At 32.2% G+C, this 19,926-nt stretch carries 14 protein-coding genes; 12 read left to right on the forward strand and 2 right to left on the reverse strand.

The features are described 5' to 3' along the window. The 8 genes from CLLU_RS18765 to CLLU_RS14475 form a co-directional block, all read left to right on the forward strand. Positions 1-655: hypothetical protein (locus tag CLLU_RS18765; RefSeq protein WP_207656016.1), on the forward strand; the 655-nt coding region annotated here is incomplete at its 5' end. 260 nt (positions 656-915) lie between these two features. After that, a complete protein-coding gene (locus CLLU_RS14445) occupies positions 916-4,167 on the forward strand; it encodes a type I restriction endonuclease subunit R (protein WP_106010492.1) in 3,252 nt (1,083 codons plus the stop codon). A 51-nt stretch (positions 4,168-4,218) separates the two neighbouring features. Next, entirely contained in the window at positions 4,219-5,796 is a 1,578-nt protein-coding gene (locus CLLU_RS14450) for a competence protein CoiA family protein (protein WP_106010493.1), read from the forward strand. Positions 5,797-5,800: 4 nt separating this feature from the next. Continuing rightward, positions 5,801-7,831, forward strand: coding sequence for a hypothetical protein (locus CLLU_RS14455; protein WP_106010494.1), 2,031 nt, complete (start codon positions 5,801-5,803; stop codon positions 7,829-7,831). A 1-nt stretch (position 7,832) separates the two neighbouring features. Beyond that, entirely contained in the window at positions 7,833-8,885 is a 1,053-nt protein-coding gene (locus tag CLLU_RS14460; protein WP_106010495.1) for a hypothetical protein, read from the forward strand. Between the two features lie 20 nt (positions 8,886-8,905). Continuing rightward, positions 8,906-14,224: a DEAD/DEAH box helicase gene (locus CLLU_RS14465; RefSeq protein ID WP_106010496.1), complete on the forward strand. Its 5,319-nt coding sequence runs from the start codon at positions 8,906-8,908 to the stop codon at positions 14,222-14,224. A gap of 149 nt (positions 14,225-14,373) precedes the next feature. Beyond that, a complete protein-coding gene (locus CLLU_RS14470; RefSeq protein ID WP_106010497.1) occupies positions 14,374-14,637 on the forward strand; it encodes a type II toxin-antitoxin system Phd/YefM family antitoxin in 264 nt (87 codons plus the stop codon). Continuing rightward, the gene (locus CLLU_RS14475) at positions 14,627-14,947 is read left to right on the forward strand and encodes a type II toxin-antitoxin system RelE/ParE family toxin (protein WP_106010498.1); all 321 of its coding nucleotides are present in this window, start codon (positions 14,627-14,629) and stop codon (positions 14,945-14,947) included. The genes CLLU_RS14470 and CLLU_RS14475 overlap by 11 nt, the downstream gene beginning before the upstream one ends. Before the next feature lie 290 nt (positions 14,948-15,237). Here the strand turns inward: CLLU_RS14475 and CLLU_RS14480 are convergent, their stop codons facing one another. Together CLLU_RS14480 and CLLU_RS14485 are read right to left on the reverse strand one after the other, a co-directional pair. After that, entirely contained in the window at positions 15,238-15,621 is a 384-nt protein-coding gene (locus CLLU_RS14480) for an IS3 family transposase (RefSeq protein WP_146127609.1), read from the reverse strand. Continuing rightward, positions 15,618-15,902 carry a transposase gene (locus CLLU_RS14485; protein ID WP_106010500.1) on the reverse strand — a complete coding sequence of 95 codons (285 nt, stop codon included), beginning with the start codon at positions 15,900-15,902 and terminating at the stop codon, positions 15,618-15,620. The genes CLLU_RS14480 and CLLU_RS14485 overlap by 4 nt, the downstream gene beginning before the upstream one ends. Before the next feature lie 111 nt (positions 15,903-16,013). Between CLLU_RS14485 and CLLU_RS14490 the strand changes: the two genes are divergently transcribed. The 4 genes from CLLU_RS14490 to CLLU_RS14505 all read left to right on the forward strand — a co-directional run bounded on the left by CLLU_RS14490 (position 16,014) and on the right by CLLU_RS14505 (position 19,817). Continuing rightward, the gene (locus CLLU_RS14490; RefSeq protein ID WP_242977660.1) at positions 16,014-16,415 is read left to right on the forward strand and encodes a site-specific recombinase; all 402 of its coding nucleotides are present in this window, start codon (positions 16,014-16,016) and stop codon (positions 16,413-16,415) included. A 223-nt stretch (positions 16,416-16,638) separates the two neighbouring features. After that, positions 16,639-18,063, forward strand: a complete 1,425-nt coding sequence (locus CLLU_RS14495; RefSeq protein ID WP_106010502.1) for a Wadjet anti-phage system protein JetA family protein — start codon at positions 16,639-16,641, stop codon at positions 18,061-18,063. Next, positions 18,064-18,696, forward strand: a complete 633-nt coding sequence (locus tag CLLU_RS14500) for a DUF4194 domain-containing protein (protein WP_106010503.1) — start codon at positions 18,064-18,066, stop codon at positions 18,694-18,696. It abuts the gene before it with no gap. After that, complete coding sequence (locus tag CLLU_RS14505; protein ID WP_106010504.1) at positions 18,693-19,817, forward strand: ATP-binding protein; 1,125 nt, start codon at positions 18,693-18,695, stop codon at positions 19,815-19,817. The genes CLLU_RS14500 and CLLU_RS14505 overlap by 4 nt, the downstream gene beginning before the upstream one ends. Positions 19,818-19,926: the final 109 nt, after the last annotated feature.

Here is a 19,926-nt window from a genome sequence, read left to right on the forward strand (position 1 = left end):
ATATAATACTGCTGTATTAAGAAGACTTAAGGAAGAAATTTATGACTTGGTTATCAATAATGAACCTACTACAAAAATGAAAGTTGTTGGAATAGAAGATGATGAAAATCTGGATAATATAGAAGTTGTAATTGGTGTAGGAGTTTTATCTCAATTTGGTAAAAAAGGATATTGTGGGTTAAAGGTTGAAGAAATATTTAAAGATGTTCTATTTGATAATGGAAATTATGACTCTAATCTTGTAGTTACTGAAAGTTTGCCTGTACTGCTTAAACGTAATACGGGAAGTGTTCCAATATACAAATATATATCAAAAGCGACAGTTGAAATACCTGCATATGTGCAGCATGCAATTAGGACAAAATATGAGGATTTATTAAGCAGATCAATACGTAATAATAAAAAAAGACAAGATTGCATTGATAAAACTGTAAATCATATTGTATCAAATAATGATCCTAATAAGAGCTTATGGCTAATTTCCTTTTTACAAGAGGAAAATATTGATATTGAATCACTTGGCAATTTTTTAAGAGATTATTATAAAAATAATCCTGATATTTTTAGTAATGGTAGAAGTGCTGATAAAACTAATTTTAGACGATTGATTAAGATATATGATTGGTTAAAATATTATAGAACTAAAGAATCCTAGTCAACTTAGTAGGGAATAAATCACCCACCAAACAACTAAGATTCTTGATAACCTACTAAATACTGCCAATTGACGAATAGCAGGGAATAAATCACCCGCCTCGTTTAAGCAATATATTATTAACATATGTTATTATATTTAAATTATACATGAAAAAGATTGTTAAGGCAATATAAAAATTTTCCATAGAAGCAAATAGTTGTTTTTTGTATAAAATGTCATATAAGATGATAAAATAAGTATAAGGAGGGGGTTATGCCATGAGTGCACTTGAAAATTTTACGGAAGATCAGCTGGAGCAGGCAGCTGTAGAAATATTTAAGAAACTTGGATATGATTATGTCTTTGCTCCTGATATATCCTGTGACGGAGATTATCCTGAAAGGAAAGATTATAGGGATGTCATTTTAAAGGATAGAGTTAAGGATGCACTGTTTAGAATAAACAGGGATTTGCCGGAGGAAGCCCTTGAAGATGCCTACAGGCAGATAATAACTTTTAACAGTCCTGTGCTTGAGGAGAACAACAGGCATTTTCATAGACTTTTAACGGAGGGTGCGGAAGTTTCCTATATGGAAGGCGGACTGGCAAGGACAAAAAGAGCTTATATTGTGGATTTTGAAAACAATAGCAATAATGAGTTTTTGGTGGCAAATCAATTTACCATTGTTGAAAATGAAGAGAGAAGATCTGATCTTGTAGTATTTGTAAATGGTATTCCACTGGTGGTCATTGAGCTTAAATCTGCTTCTGATGAAAATGTAGGGATTGAAAATGCCTACAATCAAATTCAAACCTATAAAAGGGATATACCTTCTCTTTTTAACTACAATGCCTTTTGTGTAATATCTGATGGAATTAATGCAAAAGCTGGAACCATAACCTCTAATGAAGAAAGATTCATGAATTGGAGAACCATAGATGGAGAAAATATTGAGCCTCTGTCTGTTCCGCAGTACGAAGTGCTGTTTAAGGGAATGTTTGAGAAAGAAAGATTTGTTGATATAATTAAGAATTTTATTTTATTTCAGGAATCCAAAGAAGAAGAAAAGGATTCATATGGAAACAAAATTGGGGATAAAAAGACCATAATAAAGATACTTGCAGGGTATCATCAATATTTTGCCGTTAAAAAGGCACTGGAGAAAACTAAAATTGCAATAAGTGCCCATGGAGACAGGAAAATAGGTGTTGTCTGGCATACTACAGGTTCGGGGAAAAGCTTTACCATGGTATTTTATGCAGTGCTTCTTGCTGAAAAATTCAATAATCCTACCATAGTGGTTATAACTGATAGGAATGATTTGGATGACCAGTTGTACAGGACCTTTTCCAAATCGGAAGATCTGCTCAGGCAGACTCCCAGGCAGGCTGATGTCAGAAAATTGACCGATGAACAGAAAAATCAGCAGGTTAAAGAAAATGTAAGAGAAATCAATGGACTTTATGATCTGTTAAATGACAGGGAATCCGGTGGAATTATATTTACCACTATTCAAAAATTCAGGCCGGAGAGTGATGAAATGCCGGTTTTAACAGACAGGAGAAATGTGATAATTATTGCTGATGAAGCTCACAGAAGCCAGTATGGTCTGGAAGCAAAAACAGATACTAAAACAGGTAAGGTAAAATATGGATATGCAAAGCATTTGAGGGATGCATTGCCCAATGCCTCTTTTATAGGATTTACAGGTACACCCATTGAAAATGAAGACAAATCCACACCGGCGGTATTCGGCCATTATATAGACGTTTATGATATGACAAGGGCTGTTGAGGATGAAGCCACAGTTAAAATATACTATGAAAACAGGGTAATAAAGCTTGAGACCAATGATGAAGAACTCAAGAAGATAGATGATGAATTTGAAGAAATTACAGAAGGTCAGGAAGAAAGGGAGAAGGAGAAGAATAAATCCAAATGGTCAAGACTTGAGGCAGTAGTTGGATCGCCTAACAGAATTAAAAAACTTGCCCAGGATATTGTTAGTCATTATGAGGAAAAGGCCAAAACCGTCGATGGAAAAGCCATGATTGTATGTATGAGCAGAAAGATTTGTGTGGATTTGTATGATGCAATTGTAAAATTGAGGCCGGATTGGCACAGTGATGATTTATACAAGGGTAAGATTAAAATTGTAATGACTGGAAGCGCTGCGGACGAGCCCAGGATGCAAAAACATATTGGAGGAAAACAGAGACGTGATACTCTTGCCAAAAGGATGAAGGATAATGAGGATGAACTTAAAATAGTCATTGTCCGTGATATGTGGCTTACAGGTTTTGATGTTCCATCTTTGCATACAATGTATATTGACAAGCCTATGAAGGGCCATAATTTAATTCAGGCAATATCAAGAGTCAATAGAGTTTTTAAGGATAAGGCTGGTGGGGTCATAGTTGATTATCTGGGTATTCTTGAAAGTTTAAAAAAGGCTTTGAATGAATATACGGACAATGATAGGAAGAATACTGGAATAGATACTTCTGCAGCAGTGGCTGTCATGCTGGAAAAACTGGAAATCTTACAGGATATGATGCACCGCTTTGATTATTCCGATTATATGGGTAAGTCACAGGCGGGAAGAATCAGGGCAATTACCGGCGGAATGAACTTTGTATTGGGAAAATCTCAAAAAGAGCAGAAGGAATTCAAACAGATAGCAGTAGAACTTGCAAAATCCCATTCGCTCTGTGCAGCTACACCTGAAGGGAAAGAATCCGCACTTGAGATAAGTTATTTTAAATGTGTAAAGGCAAGCCTTGCAAAGCTTCAGGAGAAAAAGCTCCGGAAAAAATCCAAAAAAGAGATTGAAGAAAGAGTAAACCAAATGCTTCAGCGTTCCATAATATCGGAGGAAGTAATAGATGTATTTGATGTTATGGGTATTGAAAAGCCTGATATATCAATTTTATCAGAGGAGTTCCTTGAAGAGATCAAAAATATACAATATAAAAATCTTGCTGTGGAAATGCTGAAAAAATTGCTTGAAGGTAATATAAAGACCATGGAGAAAGGCAATCTTGTAAAGTCGGAAAAATTCTCCGAAAAACTCAAGAGGGCTCTGAATAAGTATAGAAATCAGGCTATTACCAATGCAGAGGTTGTAGAAGAACTTATAAAAATGGCCAATGAAATGAAGAAAGATGTGGAGAATGAAAAAGATTTGGGAATGAATAGAGATGAGGCTGCTTTTTACTACGCCCTGACAGCAGATGATGCTGTAAAACAATTTATGAAAGATGATGTTTTGAAGAAAATAGCTCATGAGCTGACTGCAGTAATCAGAAAAAATATAACTATTGACTGGAGTATAAGAAAAAGTGCCCAGGCAGGTATGAGGAGAATTATAAAGAGACTTTTGAAAAAATATGATTATCCTCCCAAGCAGGCTAAAAGTGCTTTGAAAACTGTAATGAAGCAGGCTGAATTAATGTGTGGTAATGTGGAAAGCCATGCATATTCAGGTTATGGGAAAGTTGCGGAAGATGAAGGGTATTATAAAGTCTGATATTCTACATTGAATATTGGCAATCTTATGTAATTTGTGTGGAGGTACAGAATGAAATTTGGTATTGATAAAGAAGGCAGAAAAGTACATTATAAAAATGCTTTACAATGGAAACAATATTTTTGCCCTTATTGTATAGAAAAACTAGTTCTGAGGAATGGTAAAAAGCCTTGTTTTGCACATAATGTGATAAAAGAGAGAACACCTTTGCAGCGTATGTGTCCTGAGTATCATGAAAGTTTAGGGTATAGTAAAATTGATAATGCAACTGATGTTGCATATGTGATGAACGGTGGAATTCCATTGTATTTGTGTAATGATGGGAATAGGTTTGAACTCCGTGCCTATTTTCCTACTATAAGTGAAAATTGCAGAAATAAATTGATACAAAATCGGGCAGAAGTTCTTATTAACAAAAAGAAGTGGTGCTGTATAGAAAATTTAAGTTATTATAGAGTATATGATATTACCAAATGGATAGATATCAGTATTAAACCTAAATTAGGTACAGAATTTAAAGAAGTAAAAAGGAAATGGCTGTATGGAATAAAAGGCATTGATATAAAAAATGACATATATTACTCAAGTGAAAATGGAGGATATCGTGTAGCTATAAAAGCTAATATTTATGTTGGTAAAAAATATAGAATGATGTTTTTGGAAAAAGCACCTTGGGTTAATGGTATTGTATTTAAAAATGTAGGTCAAATTAAATTGAAAGAAAACTGCAAACAGAAAGTATTTAATATATATGAGATGAAAATTATAAAATTTACAGAAGAGGTAAGACAGTTTATAGAAGGAAAAAGGTATCATCTTGCTGATAAAATAAGTGAAATTATACCTTTGTGGCCGCCTGCTGTGTGTGATGGAAAAGAACTTACTTTTAATGGTGATACAGCATGGTTTTATCATTTACCTAACAATAGTAGTGAATACCTTTACGAAATACAAGATGGGAAAATGTATTTTTTATCGGGTAATAGAGTCTTTAAAATCTCTGATATATCTGCATTTAGTGAGAAAGTCGTTGTAATTACAAATAAAATAATTAAAGATCAAAAAATATTAGACAATACAGACGATACAAATGTTTCAGCAGAGATTAAGTATATTTTAAATTATAAAAAAAGATTAAACTATAAAAATTTATTAGAAGTTAAAATAATAATGAAAGATATTAGAGGAAATATCATCGATTATAACAAGGATAATAATTCTGTCCCTGAAAAAGGTATTTTGTCTATGGATTCTAATGTTCCGATTATAGCAAGAGTGATGAAAGGTAATTATTGTATATATTCGGGTAAATATGGCTTAGAGAAAATAGATTATGGAAGAACAATAAATATTGATTGCAGGGGATTTGGAAATATATATTACAGATATAATAGAGTTTGCAGGTATAGAAAAATAAATTGGAAAGGTATACGTGAAAAATTTTATATGTATAGAGGAGGAGTTACAGGTTCTGCAACTTATGAAAATAAAATATTAATGTACAAGCTTAGAAAAAATCTTACTAAAGAAAACAAAGATATATATAAAATCTTATATAAGTGGATTTGGACAGAAAAAGTACCTGTAAATCTGCAGGGACTTTTACATAAAATGGGGGAGAATTTATAATATAATGATTGAATTTGAAAAGTTGGATAAAAGTAAAATAAGATTAATAATAGAATTTTTTCTACCTATAACACCTGGGCTGATAGAATTTTTAAAGAAAAAAAGAAAACTGTTTGGAAATGAACTTGATGGAGCAGATTTAAAAATGAATTCACTGGTATTGCAAAGGAAAATACCAAATGTTTTTTCAAATGAGATTAAACGAAAAAATAGTGTGGTGATTAATTTTGTTGAAAAAAATGTAGGTGGAAGGTTAGATGAAATTAATCAATATATAAAATCAAAATTTGGCTCAATGCAAAATATAGAAAAGACAATACAAAGTAATAGAGAAGAAAATTATATAAAGTTATTAGATATTTTATTAGAAAAAATGGAGTCAAAATATATAGGAAAAAGTATGGAATGGGTTTCGTTATTTTTGAATTTAAATGGGATTTATATTAATGAACAGCAACGAGAAATGATTGAAAACAGTATTGAAAAGGTTGTTGAACTCAGGAAAATAGAAAAGCGGGTGCTAAAAGAAGAAGAAAAATTAGAAATAAAATATGAGAAAGAACTTAAAGCTATAGAAAATAAATTCAAAAATGAAAATCAGATTTTAAGCTCACAAATTTTGGAAAAAGAAAGGGCTATTGAAAATATAAATCAAATGCTTAATGAAAAAAATGAATATATAGATGAACAACAGAAGAACTATGATTATTTAAAAGAGAAATCAGAGTCTTTAGAATCTAAGATTGGTGAAATCAAGAAAGAATTAAATGATAACAAAGAAAAATGGCAGCAAAATATAATTAAGGAAAAGCAGAAAAATCAAAAGTTAGAAAATATAAATGAAGATCAAAATAAAAAGATTGAGTATCTAGAAAATGAATTAAATCGACGATATGAAAATTATAGCAGTGAATACAAAGTAAGATGGGAAAAAGAGAATCAATTAATAATAGATAGAGAAATATATGAAAAGAATAGCTTAGAGGAAAATATTAGGAAATTGCGAAAAGAAGTTGCTGACTTAAAAAAAGAAATTATAAACTTAAATGAGCAAAAAGAAAAATCTCAGAAAAAATTAAAAGAATATAACAGTGTATTAAGTGATTTTATTAATAATATTGATAAAAAGCTTATTGAATCAGCGTTAGAATCTTCAGTTTTAAATATAAAGGAATTGCAGACAAAAGAGAATAATATGCAGTTGTATATTAAGCATCAAACTAAGTGTAATAAAATAGATCTATGTAAAGGTATAGATAAATATGAATGGAGTGACACAATATCACTCAATCTTGAAAACATAGGTGTAGGAAGAGATAGAGATGAATGGTCAGATTATGTAATAAGTGTATTGGCAGCTAAAATGATACCACTTATTGTAGGATGCAAGACCAGGGAAATTGCCAAAGCCATAAGCTGTTCATATGCAGGAGAAACACCTCTTATTATAACCTTACCAGCAGGATATAGTAAAATAAATGAATTGATAGATCTTTATCATAATTCTGAAGCAAAGATTATTTTAATAGAAAATGCAATAGGTCAGATGAATGAATCTTTAATGCTGCCGCTTTTTAAAGAGTATACTGAATCAGAAGAAGACAATAAAATTATATTGATTTCATGTGAAGATATTGATATGGTTAATTTAATGCCGTCATATTTATTTGAATATCTGGCACTTATTGAAATATTAGATATTAGACCAGTGATACAATGTAATTATAATTATGCCGATAATACGGAAATGTTGCGATCAATTAGAAAAAGTGAATTGAATATAGAGGATAGTTATAAAAAGCTAAAAAGACTGCTTGAATATATTGAAGCTGAAGATTCCTATATAATTACTAGAAGTTTGATACTAGCTTATTTGTGTAATATGGAAGATGTGGGAAGTGCTCTTAAATGTTTAAGTATATGTGATTTAAAATCAATGTTTAAAGATGATGTAAGAGAAAAAATCGGGAGTAATATAGATAACTATCCTGATTATTTTGCACAGGAGTTAAAGGAATCTATAGTAGGTGATTGATATGGATGAATTGATACTACAAATTTCGAGAGATTTAAGAATGTATCCTTTTGATGGCGAGACGGCTGAGGAATATGGCAATAGAGTGATATATTGTGCATTGGCAGCATGGGCAAAAGTTCAAATCCTAGGAAATTCCTATGTTGAAATAATGAATGAAACTGAAAGAGAATATCCATGCGTAAGTCAACGCTATGTAAATGAAAGACTAAGACATGTTGCTAATGGGTTAGTTAATGCAATTCCTCATTTAAAAAAGTGGACAGAAGTAAATGACACCCGGTCAGTAAAAAAAGAGTTGAGTAATTATATAATTGAAAAATTGATTTTTTGTTATCAAATAAATAAAACATGTAAAACACAGTGGCTGACATCATCACCTGAGCGAATAGTATATTTTAAAAACAATGAATTGATTTTGGGTGGTGTAGATTGGAACAGTAGTCTTAAAGGGGCTTGTGCTGTTGGCTTGGGAGAATGGAGAAATAAAAAGCAACAATGTGAACCTAATTATAGGAAAGTGTTTAATATACCTGAATGCAACTTAGAGGAATATTATAGATCTTTAGAAGAAAATGCTTCCTGGCAGCTAGATGAATTAGAAGATGACTATGAATATTTTAGTGGAGAAAATGGCTTGTGGCACAGCAAAGCCTGGAGAAAACTTAATAGATCATGTATTCCTAATGGTATTTCATTACTTAGAAGAAGTGATCAGAAATGCAATTATGTTTTACTGTATCATGAAAAAGGAAAATTTTTTACGGCCAAACTGGATGAATGGTATTATAGGGAGAAAGAGATAAACAGAATTATGTATGCTTTGGATTATTATCGTGGTAAGCCTGCAATATTTAAAGCAAAAACAAATGGAAAAATAATAGAATTGCATTGCCATAGTAGATTACCTGATGCAGAGACCAGAATACTTTTAATGTCATCCTGGCCTAAAAGAACGTATGACGATATTTATTTAAGAGAAATTCCTGTATTTATGTGGGAAGATATAGAAGATATGCTGGATGGATTAGGGATTCAAGTAGTATTTAAATAACTATAGAAAGGAGAAAAATAGTGAGTCAATTAGGAATCAGAAAGATACATGAAAAGCTAAAGGAAAAACTTGCAAATTATATTAAGGCTCAATATTTTGCAGAAAATGATTTGTTACTAGAAGCTACAAAATCAATGTTAAATGAAGAAGGTGTATTGTTCCGGGAGCCTTTTATTGAAGTAACACAAAATTATAAGGTTGAGATAGAAGGATTTAAAAATGCAGATTTGGATGAAAATATAAAGAGATACTTAGATTATTTAGTAAAAAATAATTTAGGTGTTTTTGATACACCTTTTTCACATCAAGTTAAAGCACTCGAAGCTTTTTATCATGATAAAGATATGTTAGTTACGACTGGGACTGGTTCAGGTAAAACAGAATGTTTTCTTTGGCCTATATTAACTGAGATGATAGGACAAGCAGCTGCTGATATAAATAATTGGGAACAAGAAGGTATAAGAGCACTTATTTTATATCCAATGAATGCTCTAGTATCAGATCAACTGGGAAGAATACGCAATATTGTAGGAAGAGCAGATGATGCTTATATGAACCTTATGAAACAGGAAAGTAATAATGATGTCAGAAGATTAAGGTTTGGTATGTATACGGGACGTACACCTTATTCAGGAAAAGAAGATAAAAATAAAAATAAGAAGCTTTCTAAATTATTGAAAAGTACATATTATCAAAAAGGTGAATATAAGAAAATGTTATATGAAGAATTGAAAAAAGCAGGAAAAATTCCAGCTAAAGATTTAAATGCTTTTATTTGTGCCCTGGATAAGGGAATTCAAGTAACCGGGGAGAATGATGCTGAACTTCTGACGCGTACTGAAATGCAGAAAATATGCCCTGATATCCTTATTACTAATTACAGTATGCTTGAATTTATGCTTATGAGACCTATTGAGCAGTGCTTTTGGGAAAAGACAAGAAAATGGTTAAAACGTTCAATAAATAATAAACTTTTATTAGTCATAGATGAAGCTCATATGTATAGAGGTGCTGCAGGGGGAGAAGTTTCTTTACTTATTAGAAGACTATTGGATAAGTTAGATATTAGCAGAGAACAAGTTAAATGTATATTAACTAGTGCTAGTGTACCGCCTAACAGTGAAAAGGAATTACGAGAATTTGCTTGTGGTTTAACAGGGCAAAGTTTGAAAAAAGATAAATTTTCTATTATTGAAGGAGAGAAAACGCTGCTACTAGGTCATGAAAAAGGTAATAAAGAAGATGTGAATTGCCTTTTACAGCTTGACTATGATAAATTACAGGGTGATGAAAAGAATTTAAAGGATCAGCTTATTATACTCTCGCAATCATTCAAGTGGGGGAAAATTACAGATAATTATAATGATTGGCTCTATGAAAAATTATCTAAATATCCACCTATGTTGGAACTGATTAGATTATGCAGTGGTAGTGCTGTTCCATTTAAGAAAATTGCCAAATGTGTTTTTAAAGGAGTTTCTCAAGAAGATGCAGAAAAGGCAACGGAGATTTTATTGGCATTAGGAGCATTATCACGATCTAGAGATGGTAAGGTATTACTTTCAGCTAAAGTGCATTTGTTATTCAGGGGAATAAATGGTATATACGCTTGCATAAATCCTGAGTGTAAGGATAAGAGTGAAATAATGGGAATAAAAATAGGACATATTAGCAATGAGCCTAGTTTTACATGTCCCAAATGCGGAGGAAGAATTTTTGAACTTGTTGGAGATAGACGATGCGGCACATTATTTATTCGAGCATTTAAAGAAAGTGAAGATATGGGATATCACACGTTTTTATGGCAGGATAGCAGTAAATTTATCGATAATCCTAGAGAAATACATTTGTGGTTGGCACCAAAGTATAGAACTAAAGATGATATATTTAAAGAGGGAGTAAAAAATAGTAAATCAAGAAAAGAATCTATATTTGGATATATTAACAGTCAGACAGGAATTTTATATGAAGGAGAAGAATTTTCTAATAAAAAAGGATTTATTAGAGTATTAATACCGAGAACTTATGATAAAGATAAAAAAATGTATACTTTTAAGATGTGTCCCAATTGCGGGAGAGAAAAAAATAATCCAACACCATTTAGGGTAAGGGGAAATGAACCTTTTGCCAATTTAGTTACAGAGCAGTTGATAGATCAGCCAGTTAAAAATGCAAAATTGAAGAATGAGGGAAAAAAAGTGCTCCTGTTTTCTGACAGTAGGCAGCGTGCAGCTACACTAGCACGTGATTTGACAATAGCGACTGATGGAGATGCAGGAAGACAAGCCATTTTTATGGCGCAAAAAGAGTTAAATAAAAGATATGGTGAAGAGCAGAAATCGCTTGATATATTGTATTATGCATTTCTTAAGGTTGTTGAGGAAAATAATATTTCATTTTTTTATGGAGATGAAAAAAAAGAATTTAATGAACAATTAGAACGTTATAGAGATATGTATGGTAGTAAAAATAAAAAAGGGTTAGATTATGAAAGAATGGCGAGAAGGTTAGGAACTCCACCTAAAATGTTTTATCAGCTTCTTTTAAAAAACATCAGTGATAGTTATCGTTCTTTTAATAACCTTTGCTTAGGACAAGTTGTTCTTTTAGAAAAAGGTGAAGATGCAGAGGAATTGGAGGAATTAGTATTAAAAGGAGTAAAAAGAAATACTGGATTAGATGTAAATATTATTAGAAATATATATAATACATGGATTCAAAATATTTTAGTTAAAGATATAGCTATATTTCCATCAGTATCTGATGAAGTGAGGAACAGTATATTACCTTTCGATAAAGGGAACTTAGGTATTAGAGAAGAAGATAAGTTTCCTAAATATTTGATTGAAATACTAAAGTCAAATGGAATAAATAAAAATCAGATAGAAGAGATGAGAAGAAATTTTGTTTTACTGCTTACTGATGTAAACAAAGACAGCCATGTATCTCATAATAATAGATATTTGCTGTCGAGCAATTTGATGTTAAAAACAAATGAAAATGGTAAATGGTATAGATGCAATAGGTGTTCAGGCACATCTACATTTACTTTATTTGATAGTTGTATTTATTGTGGCAGTAAGGATTATTTATCAGAGATGTCACAAAAAGACTTAGAAAGATATGATTTTTGGAGAAAGCCTGTAATAGAAGCGATACAAGGAAGAAAAATTAAGAACTTTGTGACTGACGAGCATACAGCACAATTATCTCATAAAAGCCAAGAAAATGATGTTTGGGCAACTACGGAAAAAAATGAAATGCTTTTTAGAAATATTTTAATAAAAAAGAATAGTGAGCCAATTGACATTTTAAGTTGTACGACTACTATGGAGGTAGGAATTGATATTGGGTCATTAACAGCAGTTGGCTTGAGAAATATACCGCCTATGAGGGAAAACTATCAACAACGTTCCGGACGTGCAGGAAGGAAAGGTGCAGCTGTTTCTACCATTGTAACATATACAGAAAATGGACCGCATGATGCATGGTATTTTAATCATCCAGGAGAGATTATTTCAGGTAATCCCAGAATACCCTGGATTGACTATACTAATGAAAAACTAATCGGAAGACATCTGAATTTGATTTTATTACAAGAATTTTTTATGTCCTATGAAATGAGTATGGCTGACATAGATGTTATAAATTTCTTTTCAGAGGAAGTAAAGCCCAATTATCTAAATTTCATTGAATGGCTAAAAGATAGATTACCATTGTCACAAGAAAGAGTAAGAAGACTCATACCTGATGAAATTTCAATTAGTTGGGATAAATATGAAAAAGATATAACAAAGCAGCTTCAAGAAATAAAAGTAAAAGTTAATAAAAATCCAATTATTTACAGGGCAAGTAAAAAATGTGAAGAAGACGAAAAAGAGAAATATATTTCATTGATGAATGAGCTCTTTACGGAAGGCCTATTGCCAACATACTCTTTCCCAAGAGATATTGTACATTTTTGGGTTGAAGATAAATATGGTAAAGTAGAACAAAGTCCTGAAAGAAGTATTGATATTGCCCTTAGTGAATATGCTCCGGGCCGTATGCTTGTTATTGATAAAAAGTCCTATATTTCAGGCGGTTTATATGATTATTATACTAAGTATAATAAGGAATATGCATATAAAGCTGCGGAACCATGGTTAAAGATGAATGAATATAATAAACGCATTTATTGTTGTGAGAATCATGACTGTGGATGGTTTGGATTAGAAAACAAAACAGGAGTTTGTCCATTGTGTGGAGGTAGTTTAAGGGAAGAAATTTTGATTAAACCTTGGGGATTTACAGCAAGAGATGGAATGAAAATTCCAGAAGTGAGAGATAATCAAGAATACTCCATTGTAAGTAAACCTTCCTATGCTTCAGTTTATGGTGATACAAGTAAAATGGATTCAATATCAAAAACAGGGCTGATTTGTATGGAAAATAGAAAAGATCAGCAATTGATTCTCGTCAATAAAGGACCTGATGATGAAGGTTTTGATTTATGTACTAAATGTGGTGCCATTGATCCATGTGTAAGCTCGGGTAAAGATAAAAAAGAACGAAAGAGACCGTATAAAGTTTCTTATAAATGGAAGAAAGATATGCAAGAATGTTCTCATACGAGACAAAAAGTATTTTTGGGCTGTGATATACATACTGATATGCTCGTTTTAGAATTAAAATTGGAAAATGAATATATTAATATTGCTAAAGATAGTTTAAACATATGGGTAATACCCGCAGCGACATCATTATCTGAAGCATTAGCACTAGCAGCTAGTAAGGTCTTGGATATTGAATTTAGTGATTTAAGATCAGGATATCGGTTAAGATATGGTAAGGAAAGTATTTATGTAGATATATATTTATATGATAGTTTATCAAGTGGAGCTGGATATGCAAATAGAGTTGCAGATCTAATAGAGGAAGTGATGGACGAAGCTGAAAATAGATTAAAAAAATGTAATTGTGAAACAGCATGCCCAAATTGTTTGCAAAATTTTTGGAATCAATCTATCAGGGCAAATTTGGATCGCAAGGCAGGATTACAGTTGTTAAACTGGGTGAGAAAGGGTGAATTAGCTGAAGTTGATCAAAAAAAAGAAATTGATTATATGAAAACACTTGAAGAAATAGCACAATTGCAGGAAGAACCAGGTCACATTATAAAAGGAGAAAATAATTATTGGATAAATATAGGAACACTAAAGAAAAAAATAAAAATATATCCTGCAATGTGCAATATGAATAAAATAGATAGAGATAAAGAGACAATTTTAATACCTGATAGATTGTTTAAGGTGTCTATTGCAAATGTGTGGAAAATAGTAGAGGAACATATATTTTAATTGGCATTAAGATTAAGTAAATATCTAAAAACATTTGAAGAATTGGCTAAATGAATAGATTCTAATGAAATTTAGTCTTATAAAAATTGTATTGTATTTTGCATATAATTATGTCATAATTATGCTATAATGAATGTGAGGTGATTGGGATGCCACAAATAAGACCTATAACGGATTTACGAAACACCAACGAAATCTCTGAAATATGTCATAAAAGTAAAGAACCGGTATTTATTACCAAGAATGGTTATGGTGACATGGTAGTAATGAGTATGGAAACTTATGAACGTAAAATGGCCCTTGTAGAAGTTTACAACAAATTATCTAAAGCGGAAGCAGAACTCGCGAATGGCACATCGCTTAAAGATGGAGAAAAGGTGTTTAAGAGGCTGAGGGAAAAGCATGGGAGATAATGAATATAGCTTAAAGTTTACAACTAAGGCTGAGGAAGATTTAGATGAATTATATAAGTATATTTCTGGTAATCTTTTCGCTCCTGAGGCCGCTGAGAATTTAATGGATAAATTTGAAAATAAAATTCTGCGCCTTAAGGATTTTCCCTGTTCTTGTAGCTTGGTTTTGGATGAAACTTTAAAGCAGCGAGGTTATCGAAAGCTTATAATAGATAATTATATTGTTTTTTATCTTGTAGATGATAAAAAACAGCAGGTGATTATCATGCGCATACTTTATGGCGCGAGTAATTATAAAAATATTTTATAAAAGTAAACATGAGAGAAGAAGCACTTACTTAAAGCAGGTGCTTTTTGGTACTATAAAAGTGTAAGTGATATCCTAAATTATTAGGTTACCATTTGCACTTATTTATTTTATAATAAAGGAGTAATTGGCCTGGTGAGGTGCTTTTTGGATTAACCACATCCGTCATAAAAACTGTCAGCCATCCTATTATAAACATTCGATTAAGCAGGTAGAAACCAAAAGGCTTTCGTGTAACGTAAGCGGTAAACTGGTTCTTTCCGAAGATAGTTGATATTAAAATATATTTGCTATTATTTTGTGCAATAGACAGAAGTTTCGCAGCTAAATTCCAGTAAAAATTTCATTTTTAATGGTTTTATATATTGAGCTTTAATTCCAAGTTCCTTCATATACTTTCCAACAGTATGTTCAGATATTTTTTCACCAGCTTTCTGTATTTCTTTTGCAATTTTAGGAGCACCATAGTTTTGATGTGATTTGTCATAGATTTCCCTGATTTTTTTCTTTACAATCTTTTTTCTCTTCTGCTGATTTGAGGGTAATCGATGCAGCCATGAATTGTACCCTGAACGTGAAACGCCTAATATATTAAGCATTCCATTGACAGAAACCCGGCGCTTCTCCTTGATGTCTTCACATTTATTTTGGACTTTAAGATAAATTGCTTCTGTCACTTTCCCAGAATGCTTATAGCTTTTTTAAATACATCAAGAGCATCGTTTGTATCACGAAGTTCACGTTTTAATCGTGCAATCTCCTTCTGTTCATCACTGGAGTAATTACCTGAACCGCGAACCTGAATACCATTTTCGCTTTTAGAATCTCTAATCCACTTTGACAGGGTGCTTCCACCTATATCAAGGTTTTGAGCACAACCTCTTACTCCAAGTTCTTTATGATCCATATAATATTTTACAGCATCTTCTTTAAACTGTTTGTCATGTTGTTTTCTCATGATTAAGTTCCTCCATCTTTTATATTTATTCTAATACTTGTCGGGAACTTTCTCAATTTCACTTGTATTATTTTTATTCTAGCATCAGCTGTTATAAAAGCAATTAATGATTTGCTGGGGCAAAAGGATGATTTTTTAGAAGTTCTTAGCAATAATATAGAAACAGTAATTAATGAACAGGATACCACTGCAGTAGCTGAAATAGAGAAAAAGCTAGAAGAATTACAAAAGCAACTATTAATACGGGCCAATTCTAAGGAGGGTTATAACGATATTGCTGAAGAGATTTATCGGCTGCGAGAAGAAAAGCATAATGCTTTGATAGAGAGTGCAGAGCGTGAAGGATTGAAACAACGCATAAGACAAATGACAGAATTCCTGAATGAACAGTTATTAGAGATTGAAACATACGATGAACATCTGGTCAGACGGCTTATTGAAAAGATCACGGTACACGATGAGAGATTTGAGGTTGAGTTCAAATCTGGTATGAGTATGGAAGTTGAAAGATGAATGAAAATGTTAATTAGGCATTCTGCATTGTTGCAGGGTGCCTTTACCTATTATAGAACTGGAGGGTTTACGGAATTATTGACAAAGTTTGCTTAAAAGAATACGATTAATATATATTGTATCCAATTAACAGAAAAATTGTGCCGCAAAACTAAAGGAACTTAAATGGAAAACAGTTGTGTATTTATAATATAGCTAATGGTAGGCAAAAGAGGTATCGCATATGATTTTATTTGATAAAGCGGAATACGATCATTTCTTTAATCCATTGTGTTGTAAGAACAGAAGAATATATTATGAGTGCATTTTGCAGTTGATTGAAAAGTCGAAGACTATTCCACTGCTTTATGAAACAGACGCAAAGGATTGCATCATCCTCTATTTGCGCAATTGCACTTATGCAGTAGAGGATGAGGATGGTAGTGATAATGGTGATGAGAATATTAGTAGTAAAAAATCTGACGCTGAGAATGCTAGTGCTATATTAAGATACTTTCGTTCTTGTGGTTGGATTTCTGAACGTGAAATTGGTCGCAATGGAGACAACATTGCTTCGGTAATGCCTTATTGCAGAAAGATGATTGGTTCGATTCAACGTATCTTTGATCGTGATACGAGCGGTGCACTGACAAATCATATATTTGCGATTTATGATACGTTAAAATCTGCATTGGATACAGAACATGGACGAACAATCAGACCTTATTCAAATATTCTTATTCCACTTACGGATAATGTTTCAGATTTGAAAAATGAGCTCTTGATTTTGAAAGATAGTATACGCACAATAATGCGTATAGTCATTAAGATGACGGAAGTAAATACTTTTGGTCAGTTTTTGATTAAAGATGAGATGATGAATTTATTCTTTAATGATTATTTTTTCATAAAGAAAGATGGACTTATTCCTGGTTACATAGCTGAAATTGAAAAGATGCTTAGGCAGGTTATGAATACTGATGTATATGATAATATGATCCATGAATATGAAACATTAAATCAGGTGGATGAGTATAAGGCTAGAGAAATTATTTATGGACAATTTACTGAAATCCAGGGATTTATCAATTATGACTATGTGAAGGAAATGGATTACATAGATAAAAAGATTAACAATTATTATAATTTGTATTCAACCAGAATATTGATGGCACTCAGTAATAATACAAATATGCAAACTTATCTGAATGACCTGTTGATGATATTGAAGGAAATGGATGCTGAAGAACGAGAAATAACTCTTGCTGAAATTTCAAAAAGTTTTCAGCTATCATCTTATAAGCATATTGGAAAAAAATCCATTGAGCGGAGGAAGAAACGACGTCCAAATATAAAGAGTGGTGCAATTGTTATAAGTGCTTTATCGGATGATGAGAAAGCAAAATTGACGCAGGAGCTTTTACATGAGTATCCTGATCGATATAGTGTGGGCCAGGTCGCTAGTTATTTCGACGCATTGTTAAGTGACAAAGTGTCAGTTACAACTAGTGATCAGAATATAAAAAACAGAGATGAAGCTATGATGATAGCAGCGAGTATTATATATTCTGGTTCGGATGAGTTTCCGTATGAAGTAGAATTTCTTGGTGGAATGGTCGAAACAGAGGTTGCCAGTATCAGTAATATTAGAATAAAAAGGAAGAGATAAATGAGCGACATTAAACTAAATATATCAATTAAAGAAGAAAATAATATATTGTTTAAGCGATGTATACGCAAACTTTTGGAATCTACATTTATTGTCGGAGATAAAGATGAAAAACTATATGCGTTTATTTCTAGAGAATCTAATAGACAAGATATTTCGGACTATCTGCGAATGATTGGTTTTGATGTACTCGTGGATACTAATGTGAAGATTGCTATGCTAAAGACACATGAAGCAGATGAAGACGCTGTAGGTCTTAAGAGAGCTAATATTGTAACCTTTACAACAGAGCAATATCATTTGCTTTTGGTTCTTTGGGAGGTTTATCTAGAAAACCTTGGATATAATGAAGAGAATGTAGTTATGCGTGGTGATCTGATTGATAAAATCAAAGCTTATGAGGTCGACATAGGCAGTAGAAAATTGTCTGCAGCAATGGAATTATTTAAACAATATAATTTGATTGATTTTGATGTAAAGGACAAGACGGAAGATGCAATCGTTACTCTATATCCTTCATTACAATTTGGCTGGGATGTGGCACAGTTTCAGACAGTATCTGCTGAATATATGAAGGATGGAGGATTACAAGAGGAGCAGGAGGGTTCTGAAGAAGAGGAGGATGAGAAATGATATTATTAAAATCCGTTCGCTTAGTGAACTGGTATGGCTTTAATTATATAACAGTTCCCATTGGTTGCTTTTCTTTAGTTGCTGGAAAGAATGGTAATGGTAAGTCTGTTCTGTTAGATGCTATTAAGTATGCTCTGTATGGAGATACAGTATTTAATAAATCTACAGAAAACAAAGGAAGCAGAACTTTGTCTTCTTACACTAGAGGGTTATTAGATGCAACGGCGGGAACATATATGAGACCTGCAGATCAGTTTCCGAATGTATATACTCATATCGTATTGGAAATGTTTGAAGAGGAAATGGGACGAAGTTTTGTGCTTGGTACGGTAATAGAGACTAATTCTGCAAATGGTCTTAACACAAATCGATACATGATGGAAAATTCAAAACTATCTGATTTAGATCATGTGTATGAAGAAAATGGTTTAAGTATTCCATATAATGGTATTGAATTACAGAAAAAATACAGCTTTAAAATGCTGGATGCAAAAGATGGTATTGCAAAGTTTATGCAAAGGACGGGATTGCGATTAAGTGAGCAACAGATAGTAGCGTTTCGCAGAAAACTACGCAGCATTATGTCTTATGATCCAGATGCGAAGATAGATCAGTTTATTCGAGAAAGTGTCCTTGAAGAGAAGAAGGTTGACTTTTCAAAATTAGTAGAAGCCAAGAATAATATTGATACATTGAATGCCACATTTGAGAAGATAGATGCAGAAATCAAAGAACTTGAGGAAATACTTGAACTATTTGATGGATTGCAGAATGCTAAAAATGTTATTCTTGCTGATGATGTGAAAATTGCTTATAAAAAGCTACTTGGAATCAGGCGGGACATTGATGAAGCGATAAAATTTATTGATCTGGCAGAGAGACAGTTGGAAGACGATGATAAAAGGCTAGAAGTGATTCAAAAGGAAGCAAAGGATATTCGTGGAAGACTTAAAAAAGTGGAAGATAGCCTAGATGCTATGGATTGTACAAAGGCAATTCGTGCTGCTGAAGAACATGTGGAACTACTTACTTCACGGAAAAAAGCATTAATCACAGAGAGAAAAAACTTAGAGACATTTCAAACCAAGATAAGTGAATTGATTGTAAGCGTAAAAAAATAGACACCTAGAGATATTAAAATTTCCTTGATAAAATTACAGATATAAAAATCAGGAGGTATCTGTAATGGAAAAGCAAATTAATCATGAGCCTTGGGAGAAAATTTTAGAA

The organism is Clostridium luticellarii (assembly GCF_002995845.1).
GTDB lineage: Bacteria > Bacillota > Clostridia > Clostridiales > Clostridiaceae > Clostridium_B > Clostridium_B luticellarii.